The sequence below is a fragment of the Streptomyces sp. NPDC086787 genome (genome assembly GCF_044745865.1).
Lineage (GTDB): Bacteria > Actinomycetota > Actinomycetes > Streptomycetales > Streptomycetaceae > Streptomyces.
Genome location: NZ_JBIVBC010000003.1, coordinates 299646 through 324573 on the forward strand (window position 1 = coordinate 299646; position 24928 = coordinate 324573).

The window sequence follows — 24928 nt, forward strand, 5'->3', positions numbered from 1 at the left end:
CGACCTGCGCAGCAGGATGGTTGTACGTCGGCAGCCAAGTCAACGCTCGACGTGCGCCCCTCGATGCGAACTATGGGCACGACGGTCGTTGAGGGACGATTGGCTGACCGTTGGCCTGCCAGGGGTCCTACTCGGTTGACTGCGGTCTGTGTGGTTGCTGTACTCCGCTGCTGTACAGCGCCTTCGGAGGAACCGTGACCGCACTGCCGGCAAGCGTAGACCGCGACATTCTCGATCACCGGATCATCTTCGCGCTCAACGCGATCCGTGAAGCGTCGGGCTGCACGATTCACGAAGCCATCGACGTGTTCGCGGCCCGGTATGAGGAGCTGCGCCGCAATCACCCGGACGACTTCAGTGTCGGACCTGAGGAGTACGGCCGAGGGTTCTACTCCTGATGGGCGGTGCACCAGTTTGGAAGATCGCGTGTACCGCAAGTTCCAAACGGGGGTTGACCATGGAACGGCATGTGCTGGAATCGCTGTTGGCGACGACGAGGCGTCCGTGATGGCTCTGGCCACCCTCCGCAGCGGCGCCACCTACTGGGTGGCAGACCGAGCACAACCCGCAGGCCAGCTTGCTGGAGTCTCCAAGGGCCGACTTCAGCACATGCGGATGCACGGACTGGAACCTCTTGGGCTGGAACGCGCCGTGCAGCTCGTCCGCGAACACGGCCGGCCCGTACGCACAGGGCTGATCGATTCTGCCGATCGGACATGGACCACCCTGCTCTTCCTCACCGAGGACGGCAGCGCACTGGCGGCCTGCGCCGGCTGGCCGCTGCCGCTTGTCAGGAAGCCACCGCTTTAGGAGCAAGGTTGGGCGATCACGGACGTGACCAGCGGATACCTACCTTGGGCGGACGCCAGCCGAATTGGCCCCGGCGAAGTCCGAGTCCCCGTGAGTCCCCGTCCGTTCCGGCACGAGAGTGGCACGGCCTGCGCAGACGGGACCCTGCCGGGCATCTCCGGCAGCTCTCCGGCCTCGGTGGCTGCACTCACCCGATCCGCCTCGACGGACACCGCACCGAGTACGACATCAACACCACCACCGGCGAGATCGGCCGCGTCCTCCAGCACCTCGACTCGACTGCCCTCCCCGTCGGCCAACTCCTCGTTCGCTGCAACAACCGCCGCACCACCCGCTGCCCGGCCTGCGCCGAGGTCTACCGCCGGGACACCTTCCACCTGATTGCCACCGGCCTCCGCGGCGGCAAAGGCACCCCAGAAGACGTCGCCACCCACCCCCGCGTGTTCGCCACCTTCACCGCCCCCGGCTTCGGCCCCGTCCACAACCGCCGCACCGACGGCCGCCCCTGCAGCTGCGGCACCCACCACGACCAGGACGGCGACGCCACCCCCGGCCTGGGCGACCCCCGAGTTGCTGACCGACGCCATCACCACCGCTGCCGCCAAGGCCCGCGCCGACGGCCCGGTCATCAACGGCCGCGCCCACACCTTCGCCTTCGGCCGCCAGCTCGACATCCGCACCATCCGCTCGGCCGACTTCAACGACGGCCAAGAGCTGACCGAGCGAGCCGTAGCCGCCTACATCGCCAAGTACGCCACCAAAGGAGCCGAGACCGCGACGGGCCCCCTCGACCGCCGACTCAAGTTCGTCGCCGAACTCGCGCAGCTCGACATCAGCGACCACGCCAGCCGCCTCATCCGCACCGCATGGACCCTCGGCGCCCGCAAGGATCTGGAGGACCTCCGGCTGCGCGCCTGGGCTCACATGCTCGGCTTCCGCGGTCACTTCTCCACGAAGTCCCGCCGCTACTCCACCACCCTCGGTGCCCTCCGCGACGCCCGTGCCGAGTGGCGCCGAGCACAGACCGCGCCGTCCAACGGCCCAGACCCCGATACGACCTACGTCCTCGCGCACTGGGTCTTCGCCGGAACCGGCCTGTCCGACGCCGAAGCCTGGCTCGCGGAGTCCATCGCACCCGCCCCCGGTACGGAAGGAGAGCTCACCGCATGAAAGAGCGCTATCTGTCCGTGGACCAGGTCGCCGAACTGCTCGGCACCACCGCCCGCTTCCCCCGGCGACTGATCGAAGAGCGGCGCATCCGGTACGTGAAAGTGGGTCGGCACGTGCGCATCCCGGAGAGCGCGATCGAGGAGTTCAGCAAGTCCCGCACGATCGAGCCCGTCAGGCTCCGCCGAGCCGCACTCCGGAGGGCTGCCTAGTGGCCAACAAGAAGGGCCGGCGCCGTCGCTTCGGCGCAGTACGGCAGTACCGGTCCGGCCGCTGGTCGGCTTCGTACCTCGGCCCGGACGGCGAGCGCATCCGAGCAGACGAGACCTTCGAGACGAAGAAGGACGCCGAGGTCCGGCTGTCGCAGGTCGAGGCGGACCTCAGCCGCGGTGACTGGCGTGCTCCGGACGCGGGTGCGGTCAACTTCGGTGTCTACGCAGAAAGATGGGTCGAGGAGAGGGAGTTGGCCGTCCGCACCGCCGACCTGTACAAGCACCTGCTCCGGCTCTACATCCTGCCCACCTTCGCAGAACTCGACCTGGACGAGATCACCGCTCCTCGCGTGCGCGAATGGCGGGCGGAGCGGCTCCGCACCACGAAGGCCAAGACCGCCGTCGCCAAGGCGTACCGCCTCCTCGAAGGCATCCTTGAGACGGCCGTCGACGACGACTTGATCAGCTGCAACCCGTGTCGGATCAAGGGCGCGGGCAAGGATTCCGCCGCAGAGAGACGCATCGCCACCGTCGCCCAGGTCGACGCTCTCGCCGAAGCCATCGGGATCCGCTGGAGGCTCATGGTCTACCTCGGCGCCTACGGCCCGATGCGCCCTGAAGAGCCGGCTGGCCTCCGCCACCGGGATGTCGACGCGCTCCGGCGCGACCCTCAAGGACACGATGGTCCGCGCCGGGCAGTCCTCGGAGAAGGCCGCGCTGATCTATCAGCACTCCGATGAGGCACGGCAGCGAGACGTGGCGGCCGGGCTGGACGACATGGTCCGCACCGAGCGTGCGAAGCAGCACACGAACAAGAACACGCACCACAAGCAGGTTCCCACCGGCAGCTAGCCGCCGCTTATGGTGCGGTTGTGGTGCGTGAGCCGCCTACTGGTCCAGACAACAAAGAACCCCCGGGTCCACGACCTGGGGGTTTCACATGGAGCGGGTGACGAGAATCGAACTCGCGCTCTCAGCTTGGGAAGCTGATGTTCTACCATTAAACTACACCCGCGCAGGACGCCGACCGGAGCCGGTGTCGAATGCTCGCTCACTGTACCTCATCGCAGACCCCCGGTGCTCAGGCCGCGGGGTCTGAGTGGGTTTCAGCGGGGGATCCGGCTGTGGGCGACCGGAGTTGGGGCGTACGGTGGTGCGGTCGGAGTGCCGCCTGGAGCGGCGTCTCTTTGATCCCGTAACGTGGCTTTTGCTGTCAGGGCGGTGAGCCCGAAGCGCCTCTTGGGGAAGGGACTCTTGGACTTGATGGAACGCACCGTCGTCCGCTGTGCCGATGGGCACGTGTTCAGTACCGCTTCGTTCCCGATGCAGCAGGCCGAGCGGCTCGGCCCCGGTCGGCTCGTGCGGTGTCCGCGGTGTGCCCGGTTGCGCAGCGCCGTGCCCGTCGTACTGCAGAAGCGGTAGCCGGCCGGCCGGTAGGCAGGGCATCAGGGCGCGCGGAGCCGCGATTGTCATGGCTCCGCGCGCCTTGCGTATCCTCGGGGCGTGCTTCTCTCAGACAAGGACATCCGGGCCGAGATCGACGCCGGGCGAGTACGGATCGATCCCTACGACGAAACCATGGTGCAGCCGTCGAGCATCGACGTGCGGCTGGACCGCTACTTCCGGGTGTTCGAGAACCACCGGTACCCGCACATCGACCCCGCCATCGAGCAGGGCGACCTCACCCGGCTCGTGGAGCCGGAGGGCGACGAGCCGTTCATCCTGCACCCCGGGGAGTTCGTGCTGGCCTCGACGTACGAGGTCATCACGCTTCCGGACGACCTCGCCTCGCGGCTGGAGGGCAAGTCCTCCCTCGGGCGGCTCGGGCTTGTCACCCACTCGACCGCCGGGTTCATCGACCCCGGGTTCTCCGGGCACGTCACCCTTGAGCTGTCCAACCTCGCCACCCTGCCGATCAAGCTGTGGCCGGGTATGAAGATCGGGCAGCTGTGCATGTTCCGGCTGACCTCCCCGGCCGAGCACCCCTACGGCAGCGAGCGGTACGGCTCCCGCTACCAGGGGCAGCGCGGTCCCACCGCCTCCCGGTCGTTCCTCAACTTCCACCGGTCGCAGGTGTGAGGCGCGTGCGCTGACAACAGGCTGACATCAGGCTGACAGCAGAAGGCCCCCGGCCGGTTTATCCGGCCGGGGGCCTTCTTGTGTCTCAGTCGGTTCCGGTTTCAGTTCCGGTTCGGGTTCCGGTTCCGGTTCTCAGAATGTGCCCAGCTTCACGATCGACAGCACCGCGATCAGCTGGATCGCCGACGCGCCCAGCGCCTTCGGCCAGGGCAGGTCGTGGGAGCGGCTGACCATCAGGGTCAGCAGGGCCCCGCAGGCCACCCAGGTCGCCCAGCCCAGCAGCTGTACGAAGGTCGCGTCGCCGCCGAAGAACATGGCGACGACCAGGCGTGGCGCGTCCGTGAGGGACATGATCAGCATGGACAGGCCCACCGTGGGCTGCCACGCGCCGTCGCCGCCCAGCTGGCGGGCCAGGGTGTGGGTCACCACGCCCAGGATGAACGAGCTGATCACCAGCGCGATGGCGGTGGTCAGCACGATCGGCACCGCGTTGGAGAGCGTGGCGTTGATCGCTTCCGAACGGGCCTTGTCGAAGCCGAAGACCGCGAGCAGGCCGTACAGGAACGTCACGATGAGGGCGGGGCCCCACATGGCGTAGTCCCGCATCCGCAGGAAGGTCTGGTCGGGGGAGAGCACTATGCCCCGCAGCAGGTCCTTCCAGTGCAGCGGCGGCCCGATCGGGCCGGGTACGGCGCTCGCGCCCGCCCGGTAGGTCTCGCCCTGCTGGTACGGCTCCTCGCCGATCGAGAACGCCTGGGTGTGACCGGGCTGGTTCGCGGCGTACGGGTCCGGGGTGCCGTGGCCCGGGTGGCCGCCGTAGCCGTAGCCGCCACCGTCACCGAAGTACTCCGGGCCGTCGTCACCGGCCGGGCCGCCGCCGTACCGCGGTCTCTGCTGCGCGTGGGACTGCGGGTACGGCTGCGGAGCCGACGGGTAGCCGTACGGCTGCCCCTGCGGCGCCCGGCCGCCGTACGACGGTCCCTGCGGGGCCGGGCGTCCCTGCGGGGCCTGCTGTGTTTGCGGGGCGCGGTCGTTCCGTCCGCCTCGTCCGATCCTGAATCCAGCCACGTCTTCGAACGTACCTGGTCCCGGCGGGCCGTGTGCCGGGCCCGGTGGTCCGGGCCCGGCTTTGCTGCTGAGCTGTGACATCCCCTACGGGACATCCCCGCGGGGGCGCACAGGCCCTGGACCTGACCCGGCGGAGTCGAGGGGGTGCCCCTGGGGACACGCGTGAGGGGGCAGGATGGGCGCATGAGCGTAGTGAAGATCAACGTGCTGACCGTCCCCGCCGAGCAGCGGGAGGTCCTGGAGAAGCGGTTCGCCTCCCGGGCGCACGCCGTGGAGAACTCCGACGGGTTCGAGTGGTTCGAGCTGCTGCGGCCCGTCGAGGGCACCGACCAGTACCTGGTGTACACGCGGTGGCGGGACGAGGAGTCGTTCCAGGCGTGGATGGAGGGGCCGATGAAGGCCGCGCACCAGGGTGGTGGTGGCGAGGGCGGCGAGCGGCCCCGTCCGGCCGCGTCCGGCTCCACCCTCTGGTCCTTCGACGTCGTACAGCAGGCGGGACCGAAGGAGGCCTGAGGCCTGTCGGCGCGGGCGGCCTGCTTGTCGCCCGTGCCCACCGGCCCCGCCCGTGCCCGTCGGCCCGTGTCCGAACACGACGGCGCCCCCCGACCGGCCAGGTCAGGGGGCGCCGTCGTGGTTCCGGGGGAAGCCGCCGGTTGCTGAAGTCGTCGGTTATTTCACCGGCTCCGGCTCGGGCTCGTTCTCCTGCTCCGCCGTGCCTGCCGGGTCGACCGGGGTCCTGACGGACTCCAGGAGGAGCTGGGCGACGTCCACGACCTGGATGGACTCCTTGGCCTTGCCGTCGTTCTTCTTGCCGTTGACCGAGTCGGTCAGCATGACCAGGCAGAACGGGCAGGCCGTCGAGACGATGTCGGGGTTCAGGGAGAGGGCCTCGTCGACGCGCTCGTTGTTGATGCGCTTGCCGATGCGCTCTTCCATCCACATCCGGGCGCCGCCGGCGCCGCAGCAGAAGCCGCGCTCCTTGTGGCGGTGCATCTCCTCGTTGCGCAGACCCGGGACCTTGCCGATGATCTCGCGCGGGGGCGTGTAGATCTTGTTGTGGCGGCCCAGGTAGCACGGGTCGTGGTAGGTGATGATGCCCTCGACCGGGGTGACCGGGAGCAGCTTGCCCTCGTCCACCAGGTGCTGGAGCAGCTGGGTGTGGTGGATGACCTCGTAGTCGCCGCCGAGCTGCGGGTACTCGTTGCCGATCGTGTTGAGGCAGTGCGGGCAGGTAGCGACGATCTTCTTGGCCGACCTGGGCTTGCGGGACTCCTCGGTCACCTTGCCGTCGTCGTCCATCTCCTCGCCGAACGCCATGTTCAAAGCCATGACGTTCTCCATGCCGAGCTCCTGGAAGAGGGGCTCGTTGCCGAGGCGGCGGGCGGAGTCACCGGTGCACTTCTCGTCGCCGCCCATGATCGCGAACTTGACGCCCGCGATGTGCAGCAGCTCGGCGAAGGCCTTGGTGGTCTTCTTGGCGCGGTCCTCGAGGGCTCCGGCGCAGCCGACCCAGTACAGGTACTCGACCTCGGTGAGGTCCTCGATGTCCTGGCCGACGACCGGGATCTCGAAGTCGACCTCCTTGGTCCACTCCAGGCGCTGCTTCTTGGCCAGGCCCCAGGGGTTGCCCTTCTTCTCCAGGTTCTTGAGCATCGTGCCCGCCTCGGACGGGAACGCGGACTCGATCATGACCTGGTAGCGGCGCATGTCCACGATGTGGTCGATGTGCTCGATGTCCACCGGGCACTGCTCGACACAGGCGCCGCAGGTGGTGCAGGACCACAGCACGTCCGGGTCGATGACGCCGTTCTCCTCGGCGGTGCCGATCAGCGGGCGCTCGGCCTCGGCCAGCGCGGCGGCGGGCACGCCCGCCAGCTGCTCCTCGGAGGCCTTCTCCTCGCCCTCCATCGTCTTGCCGCCGCCGGCCAGCAGGTACGGCGCCTTGGCGTGCGCGTTGTCCCGCAGCGACATGATCAGCAGCTTGGGGGAGAGGGGCTTGCCGGTGTTCCAGGCCGGGCACTGCGACTGGCAGCGGCCGCACTCGGTGCAGGTGGAGAAGTCGAGCAGGCCCTTCCAGGAGAACTGCTCGACCTGGGAGACGCCGAAGACGTCGTCCTCGCCCGGGTCGGTGAAGTCGATCGCCTTGCCGCCGGAGGTCATCGGGAGCAGCGCGCCGAGCGCGGTCTCGCCCTTCGCGTTCCGCTTGAACCAGATGTTCGGGAAGGCGAGGAAGCGGTGCCAGGCGACACCCATGTCGGTCTTCAGCGCGACCGTGATCATCCAGATGAAGGAGGTCGCGATCTTCAGGCCCGCGAAGAAGTAGGTGAGGTTCTGGAGCGTGGAGACGTCCATGCCCTCGAGCCACGACACCACCGGGTACGAGATGAAGAACGACGCGTCGTAGCCGTCCACATGGTGCTGGGCGCCCTCCAGCGCGTGCAGCATGAAGATGCAGACGCCGACGATGAGGATGACGGCCTCGACGAAGTACGCCTGGCCGAAGTTGGAGCCGGCGAAGCGGGACTTGCGGCCCGGCTTGTTCGGCTTGCTCAGCTGGCGGACCACGATCAGGGTCGCGATGCCGAGCACGGTCATCGTGCCGATGAACTCGACGAAGACGTTGTACGGCGCCCACTCGCCGATGATCGGCAGGATCCAGTCGGCCTGGAACAGCTGGCCGATGGCGTTGACGATCGTCAGCAGCAGAGAGAAGAAGCCCACCGCCACGAACCAGTGCGCGACACCGACGATGCCCCAGCGGTTCATCCGGGTGTGTCCGAGGAACTCCCGGACCACGGTGACGGTGCGCTGGACGGGCTCGTCGGTGCGGGTGCCCGCGGGCACGCTCTGGCCGAGCCGCATGAAGTTGAAGATCTGGAGGACGGCGCGGGCGAACAGGGCCACGCCGACCACGATCAGAACCAGCGACACGATGATCGCGGCGAGTTGCATTTCGGGGCTCCTCGGGCCTGCGAGGGAAATCTACTGAGCGGTAACTTATCCAGTCTGTTTGAGACTACCCGCATCCCTGCCCGCACTGTAGCCAGGGGTGGAGTGATCTGAATCGCTGAGGGCAGCCTGACCCGGCCCGGGTCCCCCGCCCGCCTCTCACCAACAAACAGAACAAACCGATCGTGTTATTCATACCGAATTGCTACTTTCGCGCCTACTTTAGACCCGTGCTCTATGGGATCCTCGCCGCCGTCACTTCCCTTCTGATCGCCGCCCTGCTGGCGGCGCTGTTCCGTGGACTCGGCCTGCGCGCCGGGGTCTTCGAGCGGAGACCCCAGGGCTCGGCCCGCCGCCGCCCGGTCCCTCTGCTCGGCGGCGCCGCCGTACTGGCCGCCACCTGTCTGGTCGCCGGGGCGGGGGAGTGGACGGGCGTCGCGCCGCTGGGAGACGGGGTCGGGGGACTCCTGGTCGCGGGTGCCGCGGTCGGCGCGCTGGGTCTGGTCGCCGACGTGTGGCGGCTGCGCGCGCGGGTGCTGGTCGCCGGTACGGCGGTCGCCGCCACGTGTGTGGTGCCGTACGACCGGACGGGTGTACCGGCCGGGATTCTCGCCGTGGGCTGGATCGTGTTCGTCACCCTCGCCTTCCGGGCGCTGGACCATGCCGACGGGGTCGCCGGGACCGTCGGGGTGATCACCGCGTTCGGGATCGGGGCCTGTGCCGCCGGTGAGGTGATGGACGGGCTGGCGGTGCTGCTCAGCGTGCTGGCCGCCGCCCTCACCGGGTTCCTCATGCACAACTGGTATCCCGCGCGGGTCGGGCTCGGCGCCTGCGGGTCGCTGTTCACCGGGTTCCTGCTGGCCGCCTCCGGTGTGTTCACCCGGGCGGGTTACGGTCTCGGCGAAGGTGCCGGGGTGCTGTTCTCGCTGACCGCCCTCGCCACCGCCGACCTGGTCCTTGTGGCCGTCTCGCGGCGGGCCGGCGGACGCTCGCTGCTCCGCAGCGGGGCCGACCACCTCGGCCACCGGCTGCGGCGGCTCGGGCTCACCCCGCAGGGCACCGTCGTACTGGCCGGTCTCGGCGCCTTCGGCGCGGTGCTCGTCGGGGTGCTCGCGCACACCGGCTGGGCGGGGGACGGTGCCGTGCTGTGGGTGGTCGGCGGCGCGCTCGTCGTCGTACTGCTCCTGCTTCGCGTCCCCGTCCACCCCGTCCACCCCGTTCACGGTCACCGCCGTGTCCCGGTTCACGGACCCCGCCGTGGGGCATCCACGCAGGTCACGGAGCATGCCACCGGCCGGTTGCGCGTAAGGAGTGGATAAGAGTTGAGTCGGCACGACTCAGCTCTGTTGACCGAGTGGCGGCCCTCGTGCACACTTGAGTCCGTTCCACTCAAGTCAGCTGGAGGAAATCACCATGGCACGTGCGGTCGGCATCGACCTGGGCACGACTAACTCCGTCGTCAGCGTTCTTGAAGGCGGCGAGCCCACCGTCATCACCAACGCAGAGGGCGCCAGGACCACGCCGTCCGTCGTCGCCTTCGCCAAGAACGGCGAGGTGCTCGTCGGCGAGGTGGCCAAGCGTCAGGCGGTCACCAACGTGGACCGGACCATCCGGTCCGTGAAGCGTCACATGGGCACCGACTGGAAGATCCAGCTGGACGGGAAGGACTTCAACCCGCAGCAGATCTCCGCCTTCATCCTCCAGAAGCTGAAGCGCGACGCGGAGTCCTACCTGGGCGAGAAGGTGACCGACGCGGTCATCACCGTCCCGGCGTACTTCAACGACTCCGAGCGCCAGGCGACCAAGGAGGCCGGCGAGATCGCCGGTCTGAACGTCCTGCGCATCGTCAACGAGCCCACCGCGGCCGCGCTCGCGTACGGCCTCGACAAGGACGACCAGACGATCCTCGTCTTCGACCTCGGCGGCGGCACCTTCGACGTGTCCCTCCTCGAGATCGGTGACGGCGTCGTCGAGGTGAAGGCCACCAACGGCGACAACCACCTCGGTGGTGACGACTGGGACCAGCGCGTCGTCGACTACCTGGTGCAGCAGTTCAAGTCCGGCCACGGCGTGGACCTCGCCAAGGACAAGATGGCCCTCCAGCGCCTCCGTGAGGCCGCCGAGAAGGCCAAGATCGAGCTGTCCTCCTCCACCGAGACCTCGATCAACCTCCCCTACATCACGGCCTCCGCCGAGGGCCCGCTGCACCTGGACGAGAAGCTGACCCGCGCTCAGTTCCAGCAGCTGACCGCGGACCTGCTGGAGCGCTGCAAGACCCCGTTCCACAACGTGATCAAGGACGCGGGCATCCAGCTCGCCGAGATCGACCACGTGGTCCTGGTCGGCGGTTCCACCCGCATGCCTGCCGTCGCCGAGCTCGTCAAGGAGCTGACCGGCGGCAAGGACGCCAACAAGGGCGTGAACCCGGACGAGGTCGTCGCCATCGGCGCCGCGCTCCAGGCCGGTGTCCTCAAGGGCGAGGTCAAGGACGTCCTTCTCCTCGACGTCACCCCGCTGTCCCTCGGTATCGAGACCAAGGGCGGCATCATGACCAAGCTCATCGAGCGCAACACCACGATCCCGACCAAGCGGTCCGAGATCTTCACGACGGCCGAGGACAACCAGCCGTCCGTGCAGATCCAGGTCTACCAGGGCGAGCGCGAGATCGCGGCGTACAACAAGAAGCTCGGCATGTTCGAGCTGACCGGTCTGCCGCCGGCCCCGCGTGGTGTCCCGCAGATCGAGGTCGCCTTCGACATCGACGCCAACGGCATCATGCACGTGACCGCCAAGGACCTGGGCACGGGCAAGGAGCAGAAGATGACCGTCACCGGCGGCTCCTCGCTGCCGAAGGACGAGGTCGACCGCATGCGCCAGGAGGCCGAGAAGTACGCGGAGGAGGACCACGCCCGCCGCGAGGCCGCCGAGTCCCGCAACCAGGGCGAGCAGCTCGTCTACCAGACGGAGAAGTTCCTCAAGGACAACGAGGACAAGGTCCCCGGCGAGATCAAGACCGAGGTCGAGGCCGCCCTCGGCGAGCTGAAGGAAGCCCTCAAGGGCGAGGACACCGCCGAGATCCGCTCCGCCACCGAGAAGGTCGCGGCCGTCTCGCAGAAGCTCGGCCAGGCCATGTACGCCGACGCCCAGGCCGGACAGGCCGCCGGTGGCGCCGGTGAGGCCGGTGCCGGTGAGGCCAAGGCGGACGACGACGTCGTGGACGCCGAGATCGTGGACGACGAGCGCAAGGACGGTGCCGCGTGACGGAGGAGACCCCGGGCTTCGACGAGAAGCCCGACGTCCCCTCCGGCGCCACCCCCGAAGACGCCGAGTCGAAGGCCGCTTCCTCCGCTTCGGCGGAGGGGGCGGCCCCGGCCGGGGACGCAAGTGCACAGAACGCCGGTCTGGTTGCCCAGCTGGATCAGGTGCGTACGGCGCTCGGTGAGCGCACGGCGGACCTCCAGCGGCTTCAGGCCGAGTACCAGAACTACCGCCGACGTGTCGAACGCGACCGGGTGTCGGTCCGGGAGATCGCCATCGCGAACCTCCTGACCGAACTCCTGCCGGTGCTCGACGACATCGGCCGCGCGCGGGAGCACGGCGAACTGCTCGGCGGCTTCAAGTCCGTCGCGGAGTCGCTGGAGACCGTCGCGGCGAAGATGGGGCTCCAGCAGTTCGGCAAGGAGGGCGAGCCCTTCGACCCGACGATCCACGAGGCCCTGATGCACTCGTACGCGCCGGACGTCACCGAGACGACCTGCGTGGCGATCCTCCAGCCGGGGTACCGGATCGGCGAGCGCACCATCCGCCCCGCGCGGGTGGCCGTGGCCGAGCCTCAGCCCGGCGCGCAGACGGGCAAGGCGGAGGGTGACGAGGGCAGTACGTCCGACGCCGCCGACGACAAGGAAAACGGTGGCCCGGACGAGGGCTGAACCGCACACTGAGCGGAAGGAGGGACGTCGGGGATGAGCACCAAGGACTTCATCGAGAAGGACTACTACAAGGTCCTCGGCGTCCCCAAGGACGCCACCGAGGCCGAGATCAAGAAGGCGTACCGGAAACTCGCCCGCGAGTTCCACCCGGACGCCAACAAGGGCAACGCCAAGGCGGAGGACCGTTTCAAGGAGATCTCCGAGGCGAACGACATCCTCGGCGACCCCAAGAAGCGCAAGGAGTACGACGAGGCCCGCGCGCTCTTCGGCAACGGCGGTTTCCGTCCGGGGCCGGGCGCGGGCGGCGGCTCCTTCAACTTCGACCTGGGCGACCTCTTCGGCGGCGCGGGCGCGGGCACCGGCGCACAGGGCGCCGGGGGCTTCGGCGGAGGCTTCGGGGACGTCCTGGGAGGCCTGTTCAACAGGGGCGGCGGCGCGGGCACGCGCACCCAGCCCCGGCGCGGCCAGGACATCGAGTCCGAGGTCACGCTGAGCTTCACCGAGGCCATCGAGGGCGCCACCGTGCCGCTGCGGATGTCCTCGCAGTCACCGTGCAAGGCCTGTTCCGGTACCGGCGACAAGAACGGCACACCGCGCGTGTGCCCGACCTGCGTCGGCACCGGCCAGGTGGCGCGGGGTTCGGGCGGCGGCTTCTCGCTCACCGACCCCTGCCCCGACTGCAAGGGGCGCGGTCTGATCGCCGAGCACCCCTGCATGGACTGCAAGGGCAGCGGCCGCGCGAAGTCGTCCCGGACCATGCAGGTCCGTATCCCCGCCGGGGTGACGGACGGTCAGCGCATCCGGCTGCGCGGCAAGGGCGCGCCAGGCGAGCGGGGCGGTCCGGCCGGTGACCTGTATGTGGTGGTGCACGTCGGCGGTCACCCGGTGTTCGGCCGCAAGGACGACAACCTCACGGTGACCGTCCCCGTGACGTTCGCCGAGGCGGCGCTCGGCGGCGAGGTCAGGGTGCCGACCCTGGGCGGTCCCGCCGTCACGCTGAAGCTGCCCGCCGGCACGCCCAACGGCCGTACCATGCGGGCGCGGGGCAAGGGCGCGGTCCGCAAGGACGGCACCCGGGGCGACCTGCTGATCACTGTCGAGGTGCGTGTCCCCGCAGATCTGTCGGGGAAGGCTCGTGACGCGCTGGAGGCGTATCGCGAGGCGACCGCGGACGAGGACCCGCGGGCGGAGCTGTTCGAGGCCGCGAAGGGAGACTGAGGGCCCCATGGACACACCCGGGCGTCGGCGTAACCCGTATGAGCTGACCGAGGAGACACCGGTCTACGTCATCTCGGTGGCGGCCCAGCTCTCCGGACTCCACCCGCAGACGCTGCGCCAGTACGACCGCCTGGGCCTGGTCTCCCCCGACCGCACCGCCGGCCGGGGCCGCCGCTACTCGGCCCGTGACATCGAACTGCTCCGTCAGGTGCAGGCGTTGTCGCAGGACGAGGGCGTCAACCTGGCCGGCATCAAGCGCATCATCGAGCTGGAGAACCAGGTCGCCGCGCTCCAGTCCCGGGTGGCGGAGATGGAAGCGGCCCTGGACGGCGCGGCGGCCGCGATGCGGCAGCGCGAGGCGGCCGTCCACGCCTCCTACCGGCGTGACCTGGTGCCGTACCAGGAGGTGCAGCAGACCAGTGCACTGGTGGTGTGGCGGCCCAAGCGGCAGCAGCAGTCGGACTGACGGCCTGCACCGCTGCCTGACGTCCTCCCCCGCGGCGGTTCCGCGGCGCCCCCTCACCGGTCCCCCAGCGGCCCTTCGCCCATCGGGTGAAGGGCCGGTGCCCGTTTCCGGCGGAGGGCTCCGCTCCGGCTTCACAGGGCTGCGCAACGTGGTGTTGCGCACTCGTTAAGTCATTCCGCTTGACGCCGGGTATGGCGGCCGCGTTGTCTTTTCAGACATCTGTCGCAATGCAGCCCGCACGTCCGGAACGTATCTGAAGTGAGCCCCCGAATGCCCCGTATGCGTCATATCGCCATGTTCGTGGCAGCCTCCACGATGCCCCTCTCACTGGCCGGCTGCGGCATGCTGGGCGGCTCGGGGGACTCGGCCGACGCCTCGCCGACCAAGGGCAACGACATCACGGTGGGCCTGCTGATGCCGGAGACGACGAACACCCGGTACGCGAAGTTCGACTACCCCATGATCAAGCAGACGGTCGCCGACCTGACCGGCAAGCAGGGTCAGGTCGAGTACCAGAACGCGGGCGCGAGCGCGAGCAAGCAGGCCGAGCAGATGCGGAAGATGGTCGCCGACAAGGTCGACGTCATCCTGCTGGACGCGGTCGACTCGCACGTCATCGCGGACGAGGTGAAGAAGGCCAAGGACGCGGGCATCCCGGTCATCGCGTACGACCGCCTCGCCGAGGGTCCGATCGACGCCTATGTCTCCTTCGACAACGAGTTGGTCGGCCAGGTGCAGGCGCGCTCCGTGCTGGAGGCGCTGGGGTCGGACGCCGACTCCTCCGACAAGGTCGTCATGATCAACGGCTCGCCGACGGACCCGAACGCCAAGCAGTTCAAGACGGCCGCCCAGGCCGAGCTGACCGGCAAGGTGACGGTCGCGGAGTCCTACGACACCGACGGCTGGAAGCCGAAGATCGCCGAGTCCAACATGGAGAAGGCGATCGCCCAGATCGGCAAGGGCAACATCGCCGCCGTCTACTCGGCCAACGACGCCATGGCGGCCGGTGTCATCAAGGCCCTCAAGGCCTCCGGCGTCACCAGCCTGCCGCCCATCACCGGCCAGGACGCCGAACTCGACGCGGTGCAGCGGATCGTCGACGGCGAGCAGTACATGACCGTCTACAAGTCCTACCCGGACGAGGCCGAGGCCGCCGCCAAGCTGGCCGTGGCCAAGGTCCAGGGCAAGGACATCCAGTTCGAGGCGCTCACCCAGGACAGGGTCGACAGCCCGAGCGACAAGGACATCCCGGCCCATCTGGTCACCGTGAGCGCGCTGACGAAGTCGAAGCAGAGCATCGAGGACACGGTCATCGCTGACGGCATCTACAGGATCTCCGACATCTGCTCGGGCAGGTACAAGTCGGACTGCGCGGGAATCGGCCTCAAGTAGGCGTTCCACCGCGGGCGAGAGCTGTGGGTTGCGGCCCCGGACGAACGGGGGGTGTCCGTTCCGGGGCCGCTCCGGGTGTCCGGACACCCGGGGGAAGCGAGAACAACGATGCACCTATGGCCACAGCTTCACCACCGTCATCTTGTTGCAATGAGAAGGGCGGAGGATGGGAGGAACCGGGGTACAGCGGTGCAATACGGTGGCCGCGTCGGGGTGAGCGGTGTTGCGGAGGCCGGATCCGTCCGCGCATAGTTGCGCCACGGAAGTAGCGAAGTAGCACCGACCCGGGGGTGGAATGGGCGATGGCCGGGCACGGGACGGAGACGCATCCCCACGGTGCCGACCGGCTGTGCGAGGCCGGGGACCGCGTGTATTCCCGGGCCGTACGGCACGGCCGTGTGCCCCGCGCCGATGCCGGACCGGTGCCCTGTCTGCTGGAGCTGGCGCTGCTGCACCCCGACCCCGACGACATGGACTGGCTGGTGCCGACCGCACCGCAGGAGGTCATGTCACGGCTGTTGCACGGGGTCTGTGACGAGGTCCGGGAGAGCCGGCGGCGGTTGGACTCCGCGGTCTCCGCGTTCGAGTGGTACGCCGCCCTGGGCCGCCGTATCCCGACGACCGCGCCCGTCTCTGCGGAGGGCACGGCCATCCGGGTCCTCGACGGCCTCGCCCGCATCCAGGCCGCCATGGACGAGGCGACCGAGGCCTGTACGACCGAGGTGCTCACCGTCCAGCCCGGCGGCATCCGCCGGGAGGCAGAGCTGACCGAGGGCCTGCACCGGGCGCTGACCCTGCGCGGCCGGGGCGTGCGCATGCGAGACCTGTACACGCACGTGGCCCGGCACGGCCAGGGGCTGCTCAACTACCTGGAGCTGATGGGCGACACGGTCCAGGCCCGCACCCTGGACGAGGTCATCGACCGGCTGATCCTGTTCGACCGCACGGTGGCCTTCATCCCGGCCAACACCGACCGCACCATGGCCCTGGAGTTGCGCCACCCGGCTCTGGTGGACTACCTGGTGACGGTCTTCGAGCGGTTGTGGCGCCTGGCGGTCCCGCTGACCGCCCCGCTGCCGGAGACCGGTATCGAGGGCATCTCGCACCGCGAGCGGTCCATCGCCGCGCTGCTGGCGGAGGGCCACCAGGACGCGGTGATCGCCGAACGCCTCGGGATCAGTGTGCGCACCTGCCGGGCCCACATCGCCCGCCTGTCGGAGACGCTCGGCGCGGTCAGCCGTACACAGCTGGGAGTGCGCATCGCCCAGGCCGGTCTGGACGGCCCGCCGCGCGCCGCCGACGCCGGGACGGTCACCGGTGTTCCCGGTGTCCCCGGTCTGCCGGATCCCTCCGGTCTTCCGGGTGTTCCGGGTCGAGGATCCCCGACCGGGCGATGAGGTAGCCGAGTTGGGCTCTGCTCTCACTGCCCAGGGTGGCGGCGAGTTTGGCGATGTGGACGCGGGCGGTGCGGACGTTCATGCCGAGTCGTTCGGCGATGGCGCTGTCGGTGTGGCCCTCGACCAGCAGGGCGGCGATGGCGTGCTGCCGGGGAGTGACGCCGTCCGGTGAGGGAGGCTGGGCGGTCACGGGGTGCATGGGCGTGGCCAGGTGCCAGAACCGGTCGAAGACGGTGACGAGGTACTCGACCAGGGCGGGGTGGCGGACCTCGAGGGCGAGCGTGCGGTCCTTGCTCGCCGGGATGAAGGCGACCTGGCGGTCGATGATGAGCAGCCGCTCGGTGACCTGGTCCAGGGTGCGTGCCTCCACGTCGCCGCGCAGCTGCTCGTAGCGGGCGGTGATCGCGGGCTGGTGGCGCACGGTGTGCTGGTAGAGGGCGCGGATGCGGCCGCCGCGGTCGAGCAGGTCCTGGTCACGTCTCAGGGAGGCGGCCCTGACCACCAGGTTCCCGAGGGAGTGCGGCTGGATGGCGAGGACCTCTCCCGACACGCCGGCCATGGCCTCGGAGATGGCGACGTTGATCCGGTCGATGCCGCTCAGCACCCGGATGCCCAGAGCCTCGGCCGGGTCGGTCCTGGGCGCCGACATCGCGAGAAGCGGCTCGAACGCCTCGGCGAGGCGGGCGCCCTGCCGGCGCCGGTGTGCTACGTCCTCGTCCACGGTGCGCAGCAGCCGGGGTAGGGCGACGGCGGGGGCCACCGGGTTCAGGCGGCTCGGGTCCTCGAAGTCCGGTTGCAGCAGACCCGCGTCGACGGGGCAGGTCAGCAAGGTGACGGTGTGGGCCGGTACATGGCCGTCCCGCAGTGCGCGGGCGTAGAGCTCCAGGCCCGCCTCGCACAGTTCCTCGGGCTTGTGGTCGTGCACGGTCGCGGTCACGAGTGGCCATCCCCCTTGGCTCTCCCGCCCTGCCGTTCAGGGCTCCTGTTGCAGGATTCCGGACTGGGCTATGAGAAACCCGAGTTGGGCCCGGCTGCCACTGCCCAGGGACTGGGCGAGCTTCGCGATGTGGGCGCGGCAGGTGCGGACGTTCATGCCGAGGCGGCGGGCGATGGCCTCGTCGACATGTCCTTCCACGAGCAGCTTGGCGATGGAGTGCTGGATCTCGGTGATGCCGTCGGAGTCGGCCGCGTACGGGCCGCCCGCGCTCATCGGGACCGCCCGGTCCCACAGGTACTCGAAGACCTTCATGAGGTAGCGGACCAGGCCGGGGTGGCGCAGTTCGAGGGCGACCTTCTGGTCGTCGCGGGCCGGGATGAAGGCGATCGTGCGGTCGACGATGATGAGCCGCTCGACCAGTTCGTCGATGGTCCGGTACTCGACCTTGCCGTCGGAGAGCAGCGCCGAGTACGCCAGCTTCTCCGGGTTGTAGCGGGCCGTGTGTTGGTAGAGGCTCCGGATCTTCACTCCGCGTTCGATCAGTGCCCGGTCGCGCTCCAGGCTCTGCAGCAGGCTGCTCTCCGATATGCGGTCGGACGGCTGCAGCGTGACGAGTTCGCTCTGGACCTGTGAAGTGGCCAGGTTGAGCGCCGCGTTGATCCGCTCGCCGCCTTCCAGGAGGGTGATGGAATCGCCGGGGGTGTTCACCTCCGCGCCGATGGACATGAACGGCTCGAATATCTGGGCGAGTTCGACCGAGAGCTGCCGTCGGGCGTTGATCTCGCGCTCGATGGGGTTGAGCCGCCGGGCGAGAGCGGTGGCCGGTGCGACCGGGCGGAGCCAGCTGGGGTCGTCCGGATCCGGGTGGAGGAGGGCGAATTCCATCAGGCAGGGAACAACCTCGGCGTCCGTGCGGTTTACGCGTCCGGTACGCAGTGCGGTGGCGTAGACACGACTTCCCTCGTCGCACAGCTCGGTTATCGCGTGAGGATGTTCCACCTTCGCCCGATATGTTGCCAAATCTCCACCCCCCAGGCTCCTGAACATGCAGGAACATGATGCACCGATTGTGTGGCCACCACGTGCCTGAATGAGCCATCGTCGTACCTGACGGGGGAAAAGGGGACCTTCAAGTGAGGACGAAGCCGACAATGCGTAACAGACTGCTTCGCTCGGTGCTCGGCGCCGCCTTTTCCGCTCTGATTTCCGTGGGTGTGCTGAGTGGCCTCGCCGGCGCCAAGAGCGATGTGCGGGCGATCACCGAGTGGCCCACGGTGGCAGTGCGCGCCGACACGACAGCCAGAACTGGGGGCTGACGTGACCACCCCACCAGACGACCGCTCCTTCCGCCGCGAAATGGCCACCGCCTACCGCTCCGGCTGGCACTTCATCGACCTGGTCACCGCCATCCCCCACAGTGGTGACTCGCTGATGGTCACGGTGTTCGGCGAGCCGGTCGTCGTCACCCGTGACGACGACGAGGACGTACGGGCGTACCGCTGCCTGCGCAAGCCCCGCGGGGCGCCGCAGCCGGTGAGGTGTGCCGTCCGGTACGGAATGATCTTTGTGAACCTGGACCAACGGGACCATCGGCTCGCTGAGCCGGAGGTTTCGGGCATGAGGACCATCTCGGCCACCCCCCGCAGTGCCTGACGCGATTCCCCCGTCGTAAAACATCGCCCAGGCACTTCCCCCCGCAGCGGCGTCACCGTGACCTGAACACGGTGACGCCGCTGTAGTTTTCGGGGATATTTCAGGGCATGGGGGCATTCTCGTAGTGGCTGAATACCACCGCCCCGCCTCCTTGCCCTGCCGCCCCGCCGCCGTACCGCGCCGGTGGTCGTGCCGGTCGTCGTACCGGTCTCAGCCCTTGCCCAGCGTTCGCGTCACCTCGATCTCGATCACCACCCGGGACGGGTTCTCGCGCGGGGTCCGGTAGCGCTCGGCGTAGCGCCGTTCCGCCTCGTGGACCCGGTCCGGCTCGGTGCGGACCCGGGCGCGGCCCTCCAGGGTCGCCCAGCGGCGGCCGTCCACCTGGCAGACCGCGACCCGGGCGCCCTCCTCTCCCGCCGCCCGCACATGGGCCGCCTTCGCGCTCGACCCGCTGGTGATCACCCGGGCCAGCCGCGCCTCGGGGTCGTAGGTAACCCCGACGGGTACGACATGCGGACTGCCGTCCCGGCGCAGGGTCGTCAGCGTGCACAGATGGCGCTCCCGCCAGAAGGCGAGGTACGCGGCGTCCGGGGTGGCCGGATCCGTGGGGTGGGAGTGGCTGCTCATACCCAGGAAGCTAATACCGGCGACCTTGAGCGGAATGGACTCAACTTTGTGTACGCTGGTCAAGTCAGCACAGGGAGGAGAACGCGAACGTGGACGCCGAGCTGACCAACAGGAGCCGGGACGCGATCGGCGCGGCCGGCAACCGGGCCGTGACCGAGGGCAACCCGGACCTCACCCCGGCCCACCTGCTCCTGGCCCTGCTCCAGGGGCAGGACAACGAGAACATCACCGACCTGCTCACGGCCGTCGAGGCCGACCAGGCCGCCGTGCGCTCCGGCGCCGAGCGGATCCTCGCCGCGCTGCCCAGCGTGGCCGGCTCCACCGTCGCGCCCCCGCAGCCGAACCGCGACATGCTGGCCGTGATCGCCGACGCCGGAGAGCGCGCCAAGGACCTCGGCGACGAGTACCTGTCCACCGAACACCTGCTGATGGGCATCGCCGCCAAGGGCGGCCCGGCGGCCGACGTGCTCAAGGGGCAGGGCGCCGACGCAAGGAAGCTCCAGGAGGCCTTCCAGAAGGCCAGGGGAGGACGCAGAGTGACCAACGCCGATCCGGAGGGGTCGTACAAGGCCCTGGAGAAGTTCGGCACCGACTTCACCGCGGCCGCCCGCGAGGGCCGGCTCGACCCGGTCATCGGCCGTGACCACGAGATCCGCCGGGTCGTCCAGGTGCTGTCCCGCCGCACCAAGAACAACCCGGTGCTCATCGGTGAGCCCGGCGTCGGCAAGACCGCCGTCGTGGAGGGGCTCGCCCAGCGGATCGTCAAGGGCGACGTGCCCGAGTCCCTGAAGAACAAGCGGCTCGTCGCGCTCGACCTCGGCGCCATGGTCGCCGGGGCCAAGTACCGCGGCGAGTTCGAGGAGCGCCTCAAGACCGTCCTCGCCGAGATCAAGGACTCCGACGGGCAGATCATCACCTTCATCGACGAGCTGCACACCGTGGTCGGCGCGGGCGCCGGCGGCGACTCGGCGATGGACGCGGGCAACATGCTCAAGCCGATGCTGGCCCGCGGTGAGCTGCGCATGGTCGGCGCCACCACGCTGGACGAGTACCGCGAGCGGATCGAGAAGGACCCGGCGCTGGAGCGCCGCTTCCAGCAGGTGCTGGTCGCCGAGCCGACCGTCGAGGACACCATCGCCATCCTGCGCGGGCTCAAGGGCCGCTACGAGGCCCACCACAAGGTGCAGATCGCGGACAGCGCCCTGGTGGCCGCGGCCACCCTCTCCGACCGGTACATCACCTCCCGCTTCCTGCCCGACAAGGCCATCGACCTCGTCGACGAGGCCGCCTCCCGGCTGCGCATGGAGATCGACTCGTCCCCCGTCGAGATCGACGAACTCCAGCGGTCCGTGGACCGGCTGAAGATGGAGGAACTCGCCCTCGGCAAGGAGACCGACCCGGCCTCCCGGGAACGCCTGGACCGGCTGCGCCGTGACCTCGCCGACAAGGAGGAGGAGCTGCGTGGCCTCACCGCCCGCTGGGAGAAGGAGAAGCAGTCCCTCAACCGGGTCGGCGAGCTGAAGGAACGCCTGGACGACCTGCGTGGCCAGGCCGAACGCGCGCAGCGCGACGGCGACTTCGACACCGCATCCAAGATGCTCTACGGCGAGATCCCCGCCCTGGAGAAGGAGCTGGAGGCCGCGTCCGAGGCGGAGGAGGAGGCCTCCCGGGACACCATGGTCAAGGACGAGGTCGGCTCCGACGACATCGCCGACACCGTGGCCGCCTGGACCGGCATCCCCGCCGGGCGGCTGCTGGAGGGCGAGACGCAGAAGCTGCTGCGCATGGAGGACGAGCTCGGCAAGCGGCTGATCGGCCAGGGCGAGGCGGTCCGCGCGGTGAGCGACGCCGTACGCCGCTCCCGCGCCGGCATCGCCGACCCCGACCGGCCCACCGGCTCCTTCCTCTTCCTCGGCCCCACCGGCGTCGGAAAGACCGAACTCGCCAAGGCGCTCGCCGACTTCCTCTTCGACGACGAGCGGGCCATGGTCCGCATCGACATGTCGGAGTACGGCGAGAAGCACAGCGTGGCCCGGCTGGTCGGCGCGCCCCCCGGCTACGTCGGCTACGAGGAGGGCGGCCAGCTCACCGAGGCGGTGCGCAGGCGGCCGTACAGCGTCGTGCTCCTGGACGAGGTGGAGAAGGCGCACCCCGAGGTCTTCGACATCCTGCTCCAGGTGCTGGACGACGGCCGACTGACGGACGGTCAGGGGCGCACGGTCGACTTCCGCAACACCATCCTGGTGCTCACCTCCAACCTGGGCAGCCAGTACCTGGTCGACCCGGTGCTCGGCGAGACGGAGAAGAAGGAACAGGTGCTGGAGGCGGTACGGACCGCCTTCAAGCCGGAGTTCCTCAACCGGCTGGACGACCTGGTGGTGTTCTCCGCGCTGAGCAAGGACGAGCTGGCCAGGATCGCCCGCCTCCAGATCGACCGGCTCGCGGAGCGGCTCGCGGAGCGCCGGCTCGGCCTGGAGATCACGGACGAGGCCCTCGCCTGGCTCGCCGAGGAGGGCAACGACCCGGCCTACGGCGCCCGTCCGCTGCGCCGCCTGGTCCAGACCGCCATCGGCGACCGGCTCGCCAGGGAGATCCTCTCCGGCGAGATCAAGGACGGCGACACGGTCCGGGTGGACCGTTTCGGCGAAGGGCTGATCGTGGGTCCGGCGACCGGGAAAACGCTGTGACCGGCGCTGGAAGGACGGATCCTGTCAGCCGTCGGCTGACAGGCGGGGGCCGGGCTTGCCACCCCCCTCCCCGCATGGGGGAGGATGACAGAATCCGTACGAAGGGAAATTCACGGTGACCATCGACCCGTCCTCGATTCCGAATTTCGGGGGCCAGCCCGAGCCGCAGCCCCAAGGACCAGCGGGCCCCGTCGTCCCGGATCAGGACCTCGTGAAGCAGCTCCTCGACCAGATGGAGCTCAAGTACGTCGTCGACGACGAGGGTGACCTCGCGGCGCCGTGGGAGCAGTTCCGTACCTACTTCATGTTCCGTGGGGAGGCCGAGCAGGCCGTCTTCTCGGTGCGGACGTTCTACGACCGCCCCCACAAGATCGACGAGAAGCCGCAGCTCCTGGAGTCCATCGACGACTGGAACCGGCGGACCCTGTGGCCCAAGGTCTACAGCCACACCCACGACGACGGCAGCGTCCGCCTCATCGGTGAGGCGCAGATGCTGATCGGCACGGGCGTCGACCTCAACCACTTCGTCTCCTCCACGGTCAGCTGGGTGCGCGCCGCCATCGAGTTCGACAAGTGGCTGGTCGAGCAGCTCGGCCTGGAGAACGCGGTCAACGAGGCCGAGGAGCCCGGCGACGACGACGCGTCGGAGTAGGCGTTCACAGCGGCGTGTGGGCGAACACGACCAGATACGCGCCGTAGACGAAGGAGAGCCCGGCCAGGGCGCAGACCACCACGGTCGCGTGCCAGGGCCGGGCTCTCGCCGTCCGTACCAGCGCGCAGGCCAGCGGGAGCAGCAGCGGGAACGCGGGCAGCAGGAAGCGCGGCTTGGACTCGAAGAAGCCGGAACCGCCGAGCGCGATGAGCAGCAGCACCCCGCTGTGCACCAGCAGCGGCAGCGGGGCGCGGTCGGCGATCAGCAGCGCGTACAGCAGTACGGCCGCCGCGACGATCACCATCGTCATCGGGAAGACGAACCGGTTGCCGTGCAGCAGCAGCCCGCGGACGAAGTGCAGCGAGCCGTGCCCCAGGTCGAACCGGGACCCCCACAGCCGCTGCACCTCGAAGTAGCCGCCCAGCGGGTCGCCCTTGCGCAGGCCCACCCAGAGCACATACGCCGACCAGCCCAGCGGGGCCAGCGCGGCGCCCGTCCACAGCCTGTGGGAAACGTGCCCGTCGCGCCGGAACCCGCGATACGCCTCGCAGGCCGCCGCGACGACGACGGCGGTGGCGACGGCGAACCCGTTCGGCCGGGAGAGCCCGGCCAGCGCCGCGAGGCCGCCCGCCCACAGCCAGTTGCCGTTCAGCACGGCGTACAGCGACCAGGCGGCGAACGCGGTCAGCACCGGCTCGGTGTACGCCATCGACAGCACCACCGAGTGCGGCAGCAGTCCCCACAGCACGACCAGCGCGGTGCCGACGGCCCTGCCGTGCAGCCGCTCGCCGAGCGCGTAGATGCCGCAGGCGGCGACCGCGGCCGCGGTCCAGGACACCACCAGTCCGGCGGCACCTCCGCCGAGCGGGGTCAGGGTGGTCACGGCGCGCACCAGCGCCGGGTAGAGCGGGAAGAACGCCAGGTCGCTGTGGACGATGCCCGGCTTGAAGTACAGCGTGCGGCCGTAGCCGTGCGCGGCGATACCCAGGTACCACAGCGAGTCCCAGGACCGGCCGAGCAGGGCGAGCGGCTGGCGGCCGGTGGTCCACGCGGCCACGGCGAGTACGGCGGCCTGCGTCACCCGTGTGACGGCGAACAGTACGACGGCGACCCCGCTCGCCGCGGCGAGGGACAGCCGGGGGCGGACACGGTCCCGGTGACCGGGCTCGTGTGTGACCGCGGACGGGGCGTACGTGGTGCTGGCGTGGGTCGTCACATCTCCGCACCTTGCAGTGGAGATCGCCGGTTCGCGAGCAGGGAGCATCCGAGCGGGTGTGGTTGACGGCGGCCCGGCGTGGCGGCGTGACACGCCGGGCTTCGTCTGCTTCTCGGTGCCCGCCGGTGGATCGGGGATGATCTCCTGCATGTTCACGAAGAAGGAAACGCACATCGTCGTACTGAACGAGCTCGACCGCGCCCGCGTCGCGCTCCAGGAGGCCCTCCACGGGGCCGAGGGCACCCCGGACGCGCCCGGCCTGCGGCGCGCCCTGGAAATAGTCGACGGGATCGGCGCCGGCGAGGACCCTCAGGTGCGCTGGGTCCGCGAGGTGCTGACCGGCCGGAACATCGACCCGCGCGAGAGCGAGATCCACGCGATCAAGGCCCTGCGCGAGGCCCAGCCGGGGCTCTCCCTGATCGCGGCGGTGGACCTGGTGCGACGCTGCCGGACCGCCACCGACCGCTGA

22 protein-coding genes, 1 tRNA gene and 2 pseudogenes are annotated in these 24928 nt (G+C 69.4%); 18 read left to right on the forward strand and 7 right to left on the reverse strand.

The window, feature by feature from the left end:
• The first annotated feature begins 194 nt into the window (after window positions 1-194).
• From ACIPK3_RS10985 to xerC, 5 genes and pseudogenes are all read left to right on the forward strand, one after another.
• Entirely contained in the window at window positions 195-398 is a 204-nt protein-coding gene (locus ACIPK3_RS10985) for a hypothetical protein (RefSeq protein WP_402568283.1), read from the forward strand.
• Window positions 399-426: 28 nt separating this feature from the next.
• Window positions 427-810 carry a hypothetical protein gene (locus ACIPK3_RS10990; RefSeq protein WP_402568284.1) on the forward strand — a complete coding sequence of 128 codons (384 nt, stop codon included), beginning with the start codon at window positions 427-429 and terminating at the stop codon, window positions 808-810.
• A gap of 144 nt (window positions 811-954) precedes the next feature.
• Window positions 955-1980: pseudogene (locus tag ACIPK3_RS10995) on the forward strand (replication initiator).
• Entirely contained in the window at window positions 1977-2189 is a 213-nt protein-coding gene (locus tag ACIPK3_RS11000; RefSeq protein WP_402568286.1) for an excisionase family DNA-binding protein, read from the forward strand. The pseudogene ACIPK3_RS10995 and the gene ACIPK3_RS11000 overlap by 4 nt, the downstream one beginning before the upstream one ends.
• A pseudogene (xerC, locus tag ACIPK3_RS11005) lies at window positions 2189-3041 on the forward strand (tyrosine recombinase XerC). The gene ACIPK3_RS11000 and the pseudogene xerC overlap by 1 nt, the downstream one beginning before the upstream one ends.
• 89 nt (window positions 3042-3130) lie before the next feature.
• On the opposite strand, the gene ACIPK3_RS11010 reads toward xerC, so the two are convergent.
• Window positions 3131-3204 (reverse strand) — tRNA-Gly (locus ACIPK3_RS11010).
• Window positions 3205-3692: 488 nt separating this feature from the next.
• Between ACIPK3_RS11010 and dcd the strand changes: the two genes are divergently transcribed.
• A complete protein-coding gene (gene dcd, locus ACIPK3_RS11015) occupies window positions 3693-4268 on the forward strand; it encodes a dCTP deaminase (protein ID WP_402568288.1) in 576 nt (191 codons plus the stop codon).
• A 132-nt stretch (window positions 4269-4400) separates the two neighbouring features.
• Here dcd and ACIPK3_RS11020 read toward each other — a convergent pair whose 3' ends face one another.
• Window positions 4401-5417 carry a YIP1 family protein gene (locus tag ACIPK3_RS11020; RefSeq protein WP_402568289.1) on the reverse strand — a complete coding sequence of 339 codons (1017 nt, stop codon included), beginning with the start codon at window positions 5415-5417 and terminating at the stop codon, window positions 4401-4403.
• 102 nt (window positions 5418-5519) lie between these two features.
• Between ACIPK3_RS11020 and ACIPK3_RS11025 the strand changes: the two genes are divergently transcribed.
• Window positions 5520-5849, forward strand: a complete 330-nt coding sequence (locus tag ACIPK3_RS11025) for an antibiotic biosynthesis monooxygenase family protein (RefSeq protein ID WP_402568290.1) — start codon at window positions 5520-5522, stop codon at window positions 5847-5849.
• 156 nt (window positions 5850-6005) lie between these two features.
• On the opposite strand, the gene ACIPK3_RS11030 is transcribed toward ACIPK3_RS11025, so the two are convergent.
• Window positions 6006-8288, reverse strand: a complete 2283-nt coding sequence (locus ACIPK3_RS11030; RefSeq protein ID WP_402568292.1) for a (Fe-S)-binding protein — start codon at window positions 8286-8288, stop codon at window positions 6006-6008.
• A gap of 227 nt (window positions 8289-8515) precedes the next feature.
• Here ACIPK3_RS11030 and ACIPK3_RS11035 point away from each other — a divergent pair, with 227 nt between their 5' ends.
• The 7 genes from ACIPK3_RS11035 (at window position 8516) to ACIPK3_RS11065 (ending at window position 16687) form a co-directional block, all read left to right on the forward strand.
• Window positions 8516-9604 carry an MraY family glycosyltransferase gene (locus tag ACIPK3_RS11035; RefSeq protein ID WP_402568293.1) on the forward strand — a complete coding sequence of 363 codons (1089 nt, stop codon included), beginning with the start codon at window positions 8516-8518 and terminating at the stop codon, window positions 9602-9604.
• A gap of 94 nt (window positions 9605-9698) precedes the next feature.
• Window positions 9699-11546: a molecular chaperone DnaK gene (gene dnaK / locus ACIPK3_RS11040; RefSeq protein ID WP_402568294.1), complete on the forward strand. Its 1848-nt coding sequence runs from the start codon at window positions 9699-9701 to the stop codon at window positions 11544-11546.
• The gene (gene grpE, locus ACIPK3_RS11045) at window positions 11543-12214 is read left to right on the forward strand and encodes a nucleotide exchange factor GrpE (RefSeq protein ID WP_402568295.1); all 672 of its coding nucleotides are present in this window, start codon (window positions 11543-11545) and stop codon (window positions 12212-12214) included. Before dnaK ends, grpE begins: the two co-directional genes overlap by 4 nt.
• A gap of 33 nt (window positions 12215-12247) precedes the next feature.
• Complete coding sequence (dnaJ, locus tag ACIPK3_RS11050; protein WP_402568297.1) at window positions 12248-13432, forward strand: molecular chaperone DnaJ; 1185 nt, start codon at window positions 12248-12250, stop codon at window positions 13430-13432.
• Between the two features lie 7 nt (window positions 13433-13439).
• Window positions 13440-13898, forward strand: coding sequence for a heat shock protein transcriptional repressor HspR (locus ACIPK3_RS11055; protein ID WP_402568299.1), 459 nt, complete (start codon window positions 13440-13442; stop codon window positions 13896-13898).
• 279 nt (window positions 13899-14177) lie between these two features.
• Window positions 14178-15290 (forward strand): substrate-binding domain-containing protein, encoded by a 1113-nt coding sequence (locus ACIPK3_RS11060; RefSeq protein WP_402568667.1) that lies wholly within the window; start codon window positions 14178-14180, stop codon window positions 15288-15290.
• Window positions 15291-15592: 302 nt separating this feature from the next.
• Window positions 15593-16687, forward strand: a complete 1095-nt coding sequence (locus tag ACIPK3_RS11065) for a LuxR C-terminal-related transcriptional regulator (RefSeq protein WP_402568301.1) — start codon at window positions 15593-15595, stop codon at window positions 16685-16687.
• On the opposite strand, the gene ACIPK3_RS11070 is transcribed toward ACIPK3_RS11065, so the two are convergent.
• Entirely contained in the window at window positions 16602-17624 is a 1023-nt protein-coding gene (locus tag ACIPK3_RS11070; RefSeq protein ID WP_402568303.1) for a LuxR C-terminal-related transcriptional regulator, read from the reverse strand. The genes ACIPK3_RS11065 and ACIPK3_RS11070 overlap by 86 nt on opposite strands.
• Window positions 17625-17660: 36 nt before the next feature.
• Window positions 17661-18671: a helix-turn-helix transcriptional regulator gene (locus ACIPK3_RS11075; protein ID WP_402568305.1), complete on the reverse strand. Its 1011-nt coding sequence runs from the start codon at window positions 18669-18671 to the stop codon at window positions 17661-17663.
• Between the two features lie 270 nt (window positions 18672-18941).
• Here ACIPK3_RS11075 and ACIPK3_RS11080 point away from each other — a divergent pair, with 270 nt between their 5' ends.
• Window positions 18942-19277, forward strand: coding sequence for a hypothetical protein (locus tag ACIPK3_RS11080; protein ID WP_402568306.1), 336 nt, complete (start codon window positions 18942-18944; stop codon window positions 19275-19277).
• Between the two features lie 210 nt (window positions 19278-19487).
• On the opposite strand, the gene ACIPK3_RS11085 is transcribed toward ACIPK3_RS11080, so the two are convergent.
• Complete coding sequence (locus ACIPK3_RS11085) at window positions 19488-19904, reverse strand: pyridoxamine 5'-phosphate oxidase family protein (protein ID WP_402568308.1); 417 nt, start codon at window positions 19902-19904, stop codon at window positions 19488-19490.
• 89 nt (window positions 19905-19993) lie between these two features.
• On the opposite strand from ACIPK3_RS11085, the gene clpB reads away from it, so the two are divergent.
• The gene (gene clpB, locus ACIPK3_RS11090) at window positions 19994-22591 is read left to right on the forward strand and encodes an ATP-dependent chaperone ClpB (protein ID WP_402568310.1); all 2598 of its coding nucleotides are present in this window, start codon (window positions 19994-19996) and stop codon (window positions 22589-22591) included.
• Window positions 22592-22706: 115 nt separating this feature from the next.
• Window positions 22707-23243, forward strand: a complete 537-nt coding sequence (locus tag ACIPK3_RS11095; protein ID WP_402568311.1) for a YbjN domain-containing protein — start codon at window positions 22707-22709, stop codon at window positions 23241-23243.
• A gap of 4 nt (window positions 23244-23247) precedes the next feature.
• On the opposite strand, the gene ACIPK3_RS11100 is transcribed toward ACIPK3_RS11095, so the two are convergent.
• Window positions 23248-24507: a hypothetical protein gene (locus tag ACIPK3_RS11100; protein ID WP_402568313.1), complete on the reverse strand. Its 1260-nt coding sequence runs from the start codon at window positions 24505-24507 to the stop codon at window positions 23248-23250.
• Between the two features lie 100 nt (window positions 24508-24607).
• Here ACIPK3_RS11100 and ACIPK3_RS11105 point away from each other — a divergent pair, with 100 nt between their 5' ends.
• On the forward strand, window positions 24608-24928 hold the full coding sequence (locus ACIPK3_RS11105; RefSeq protein ID WP_402568315.1) for a hypothetical protein: 321 nt from the start codon (window positions 24608-24610) through the stop codon (window positions 24926-24928).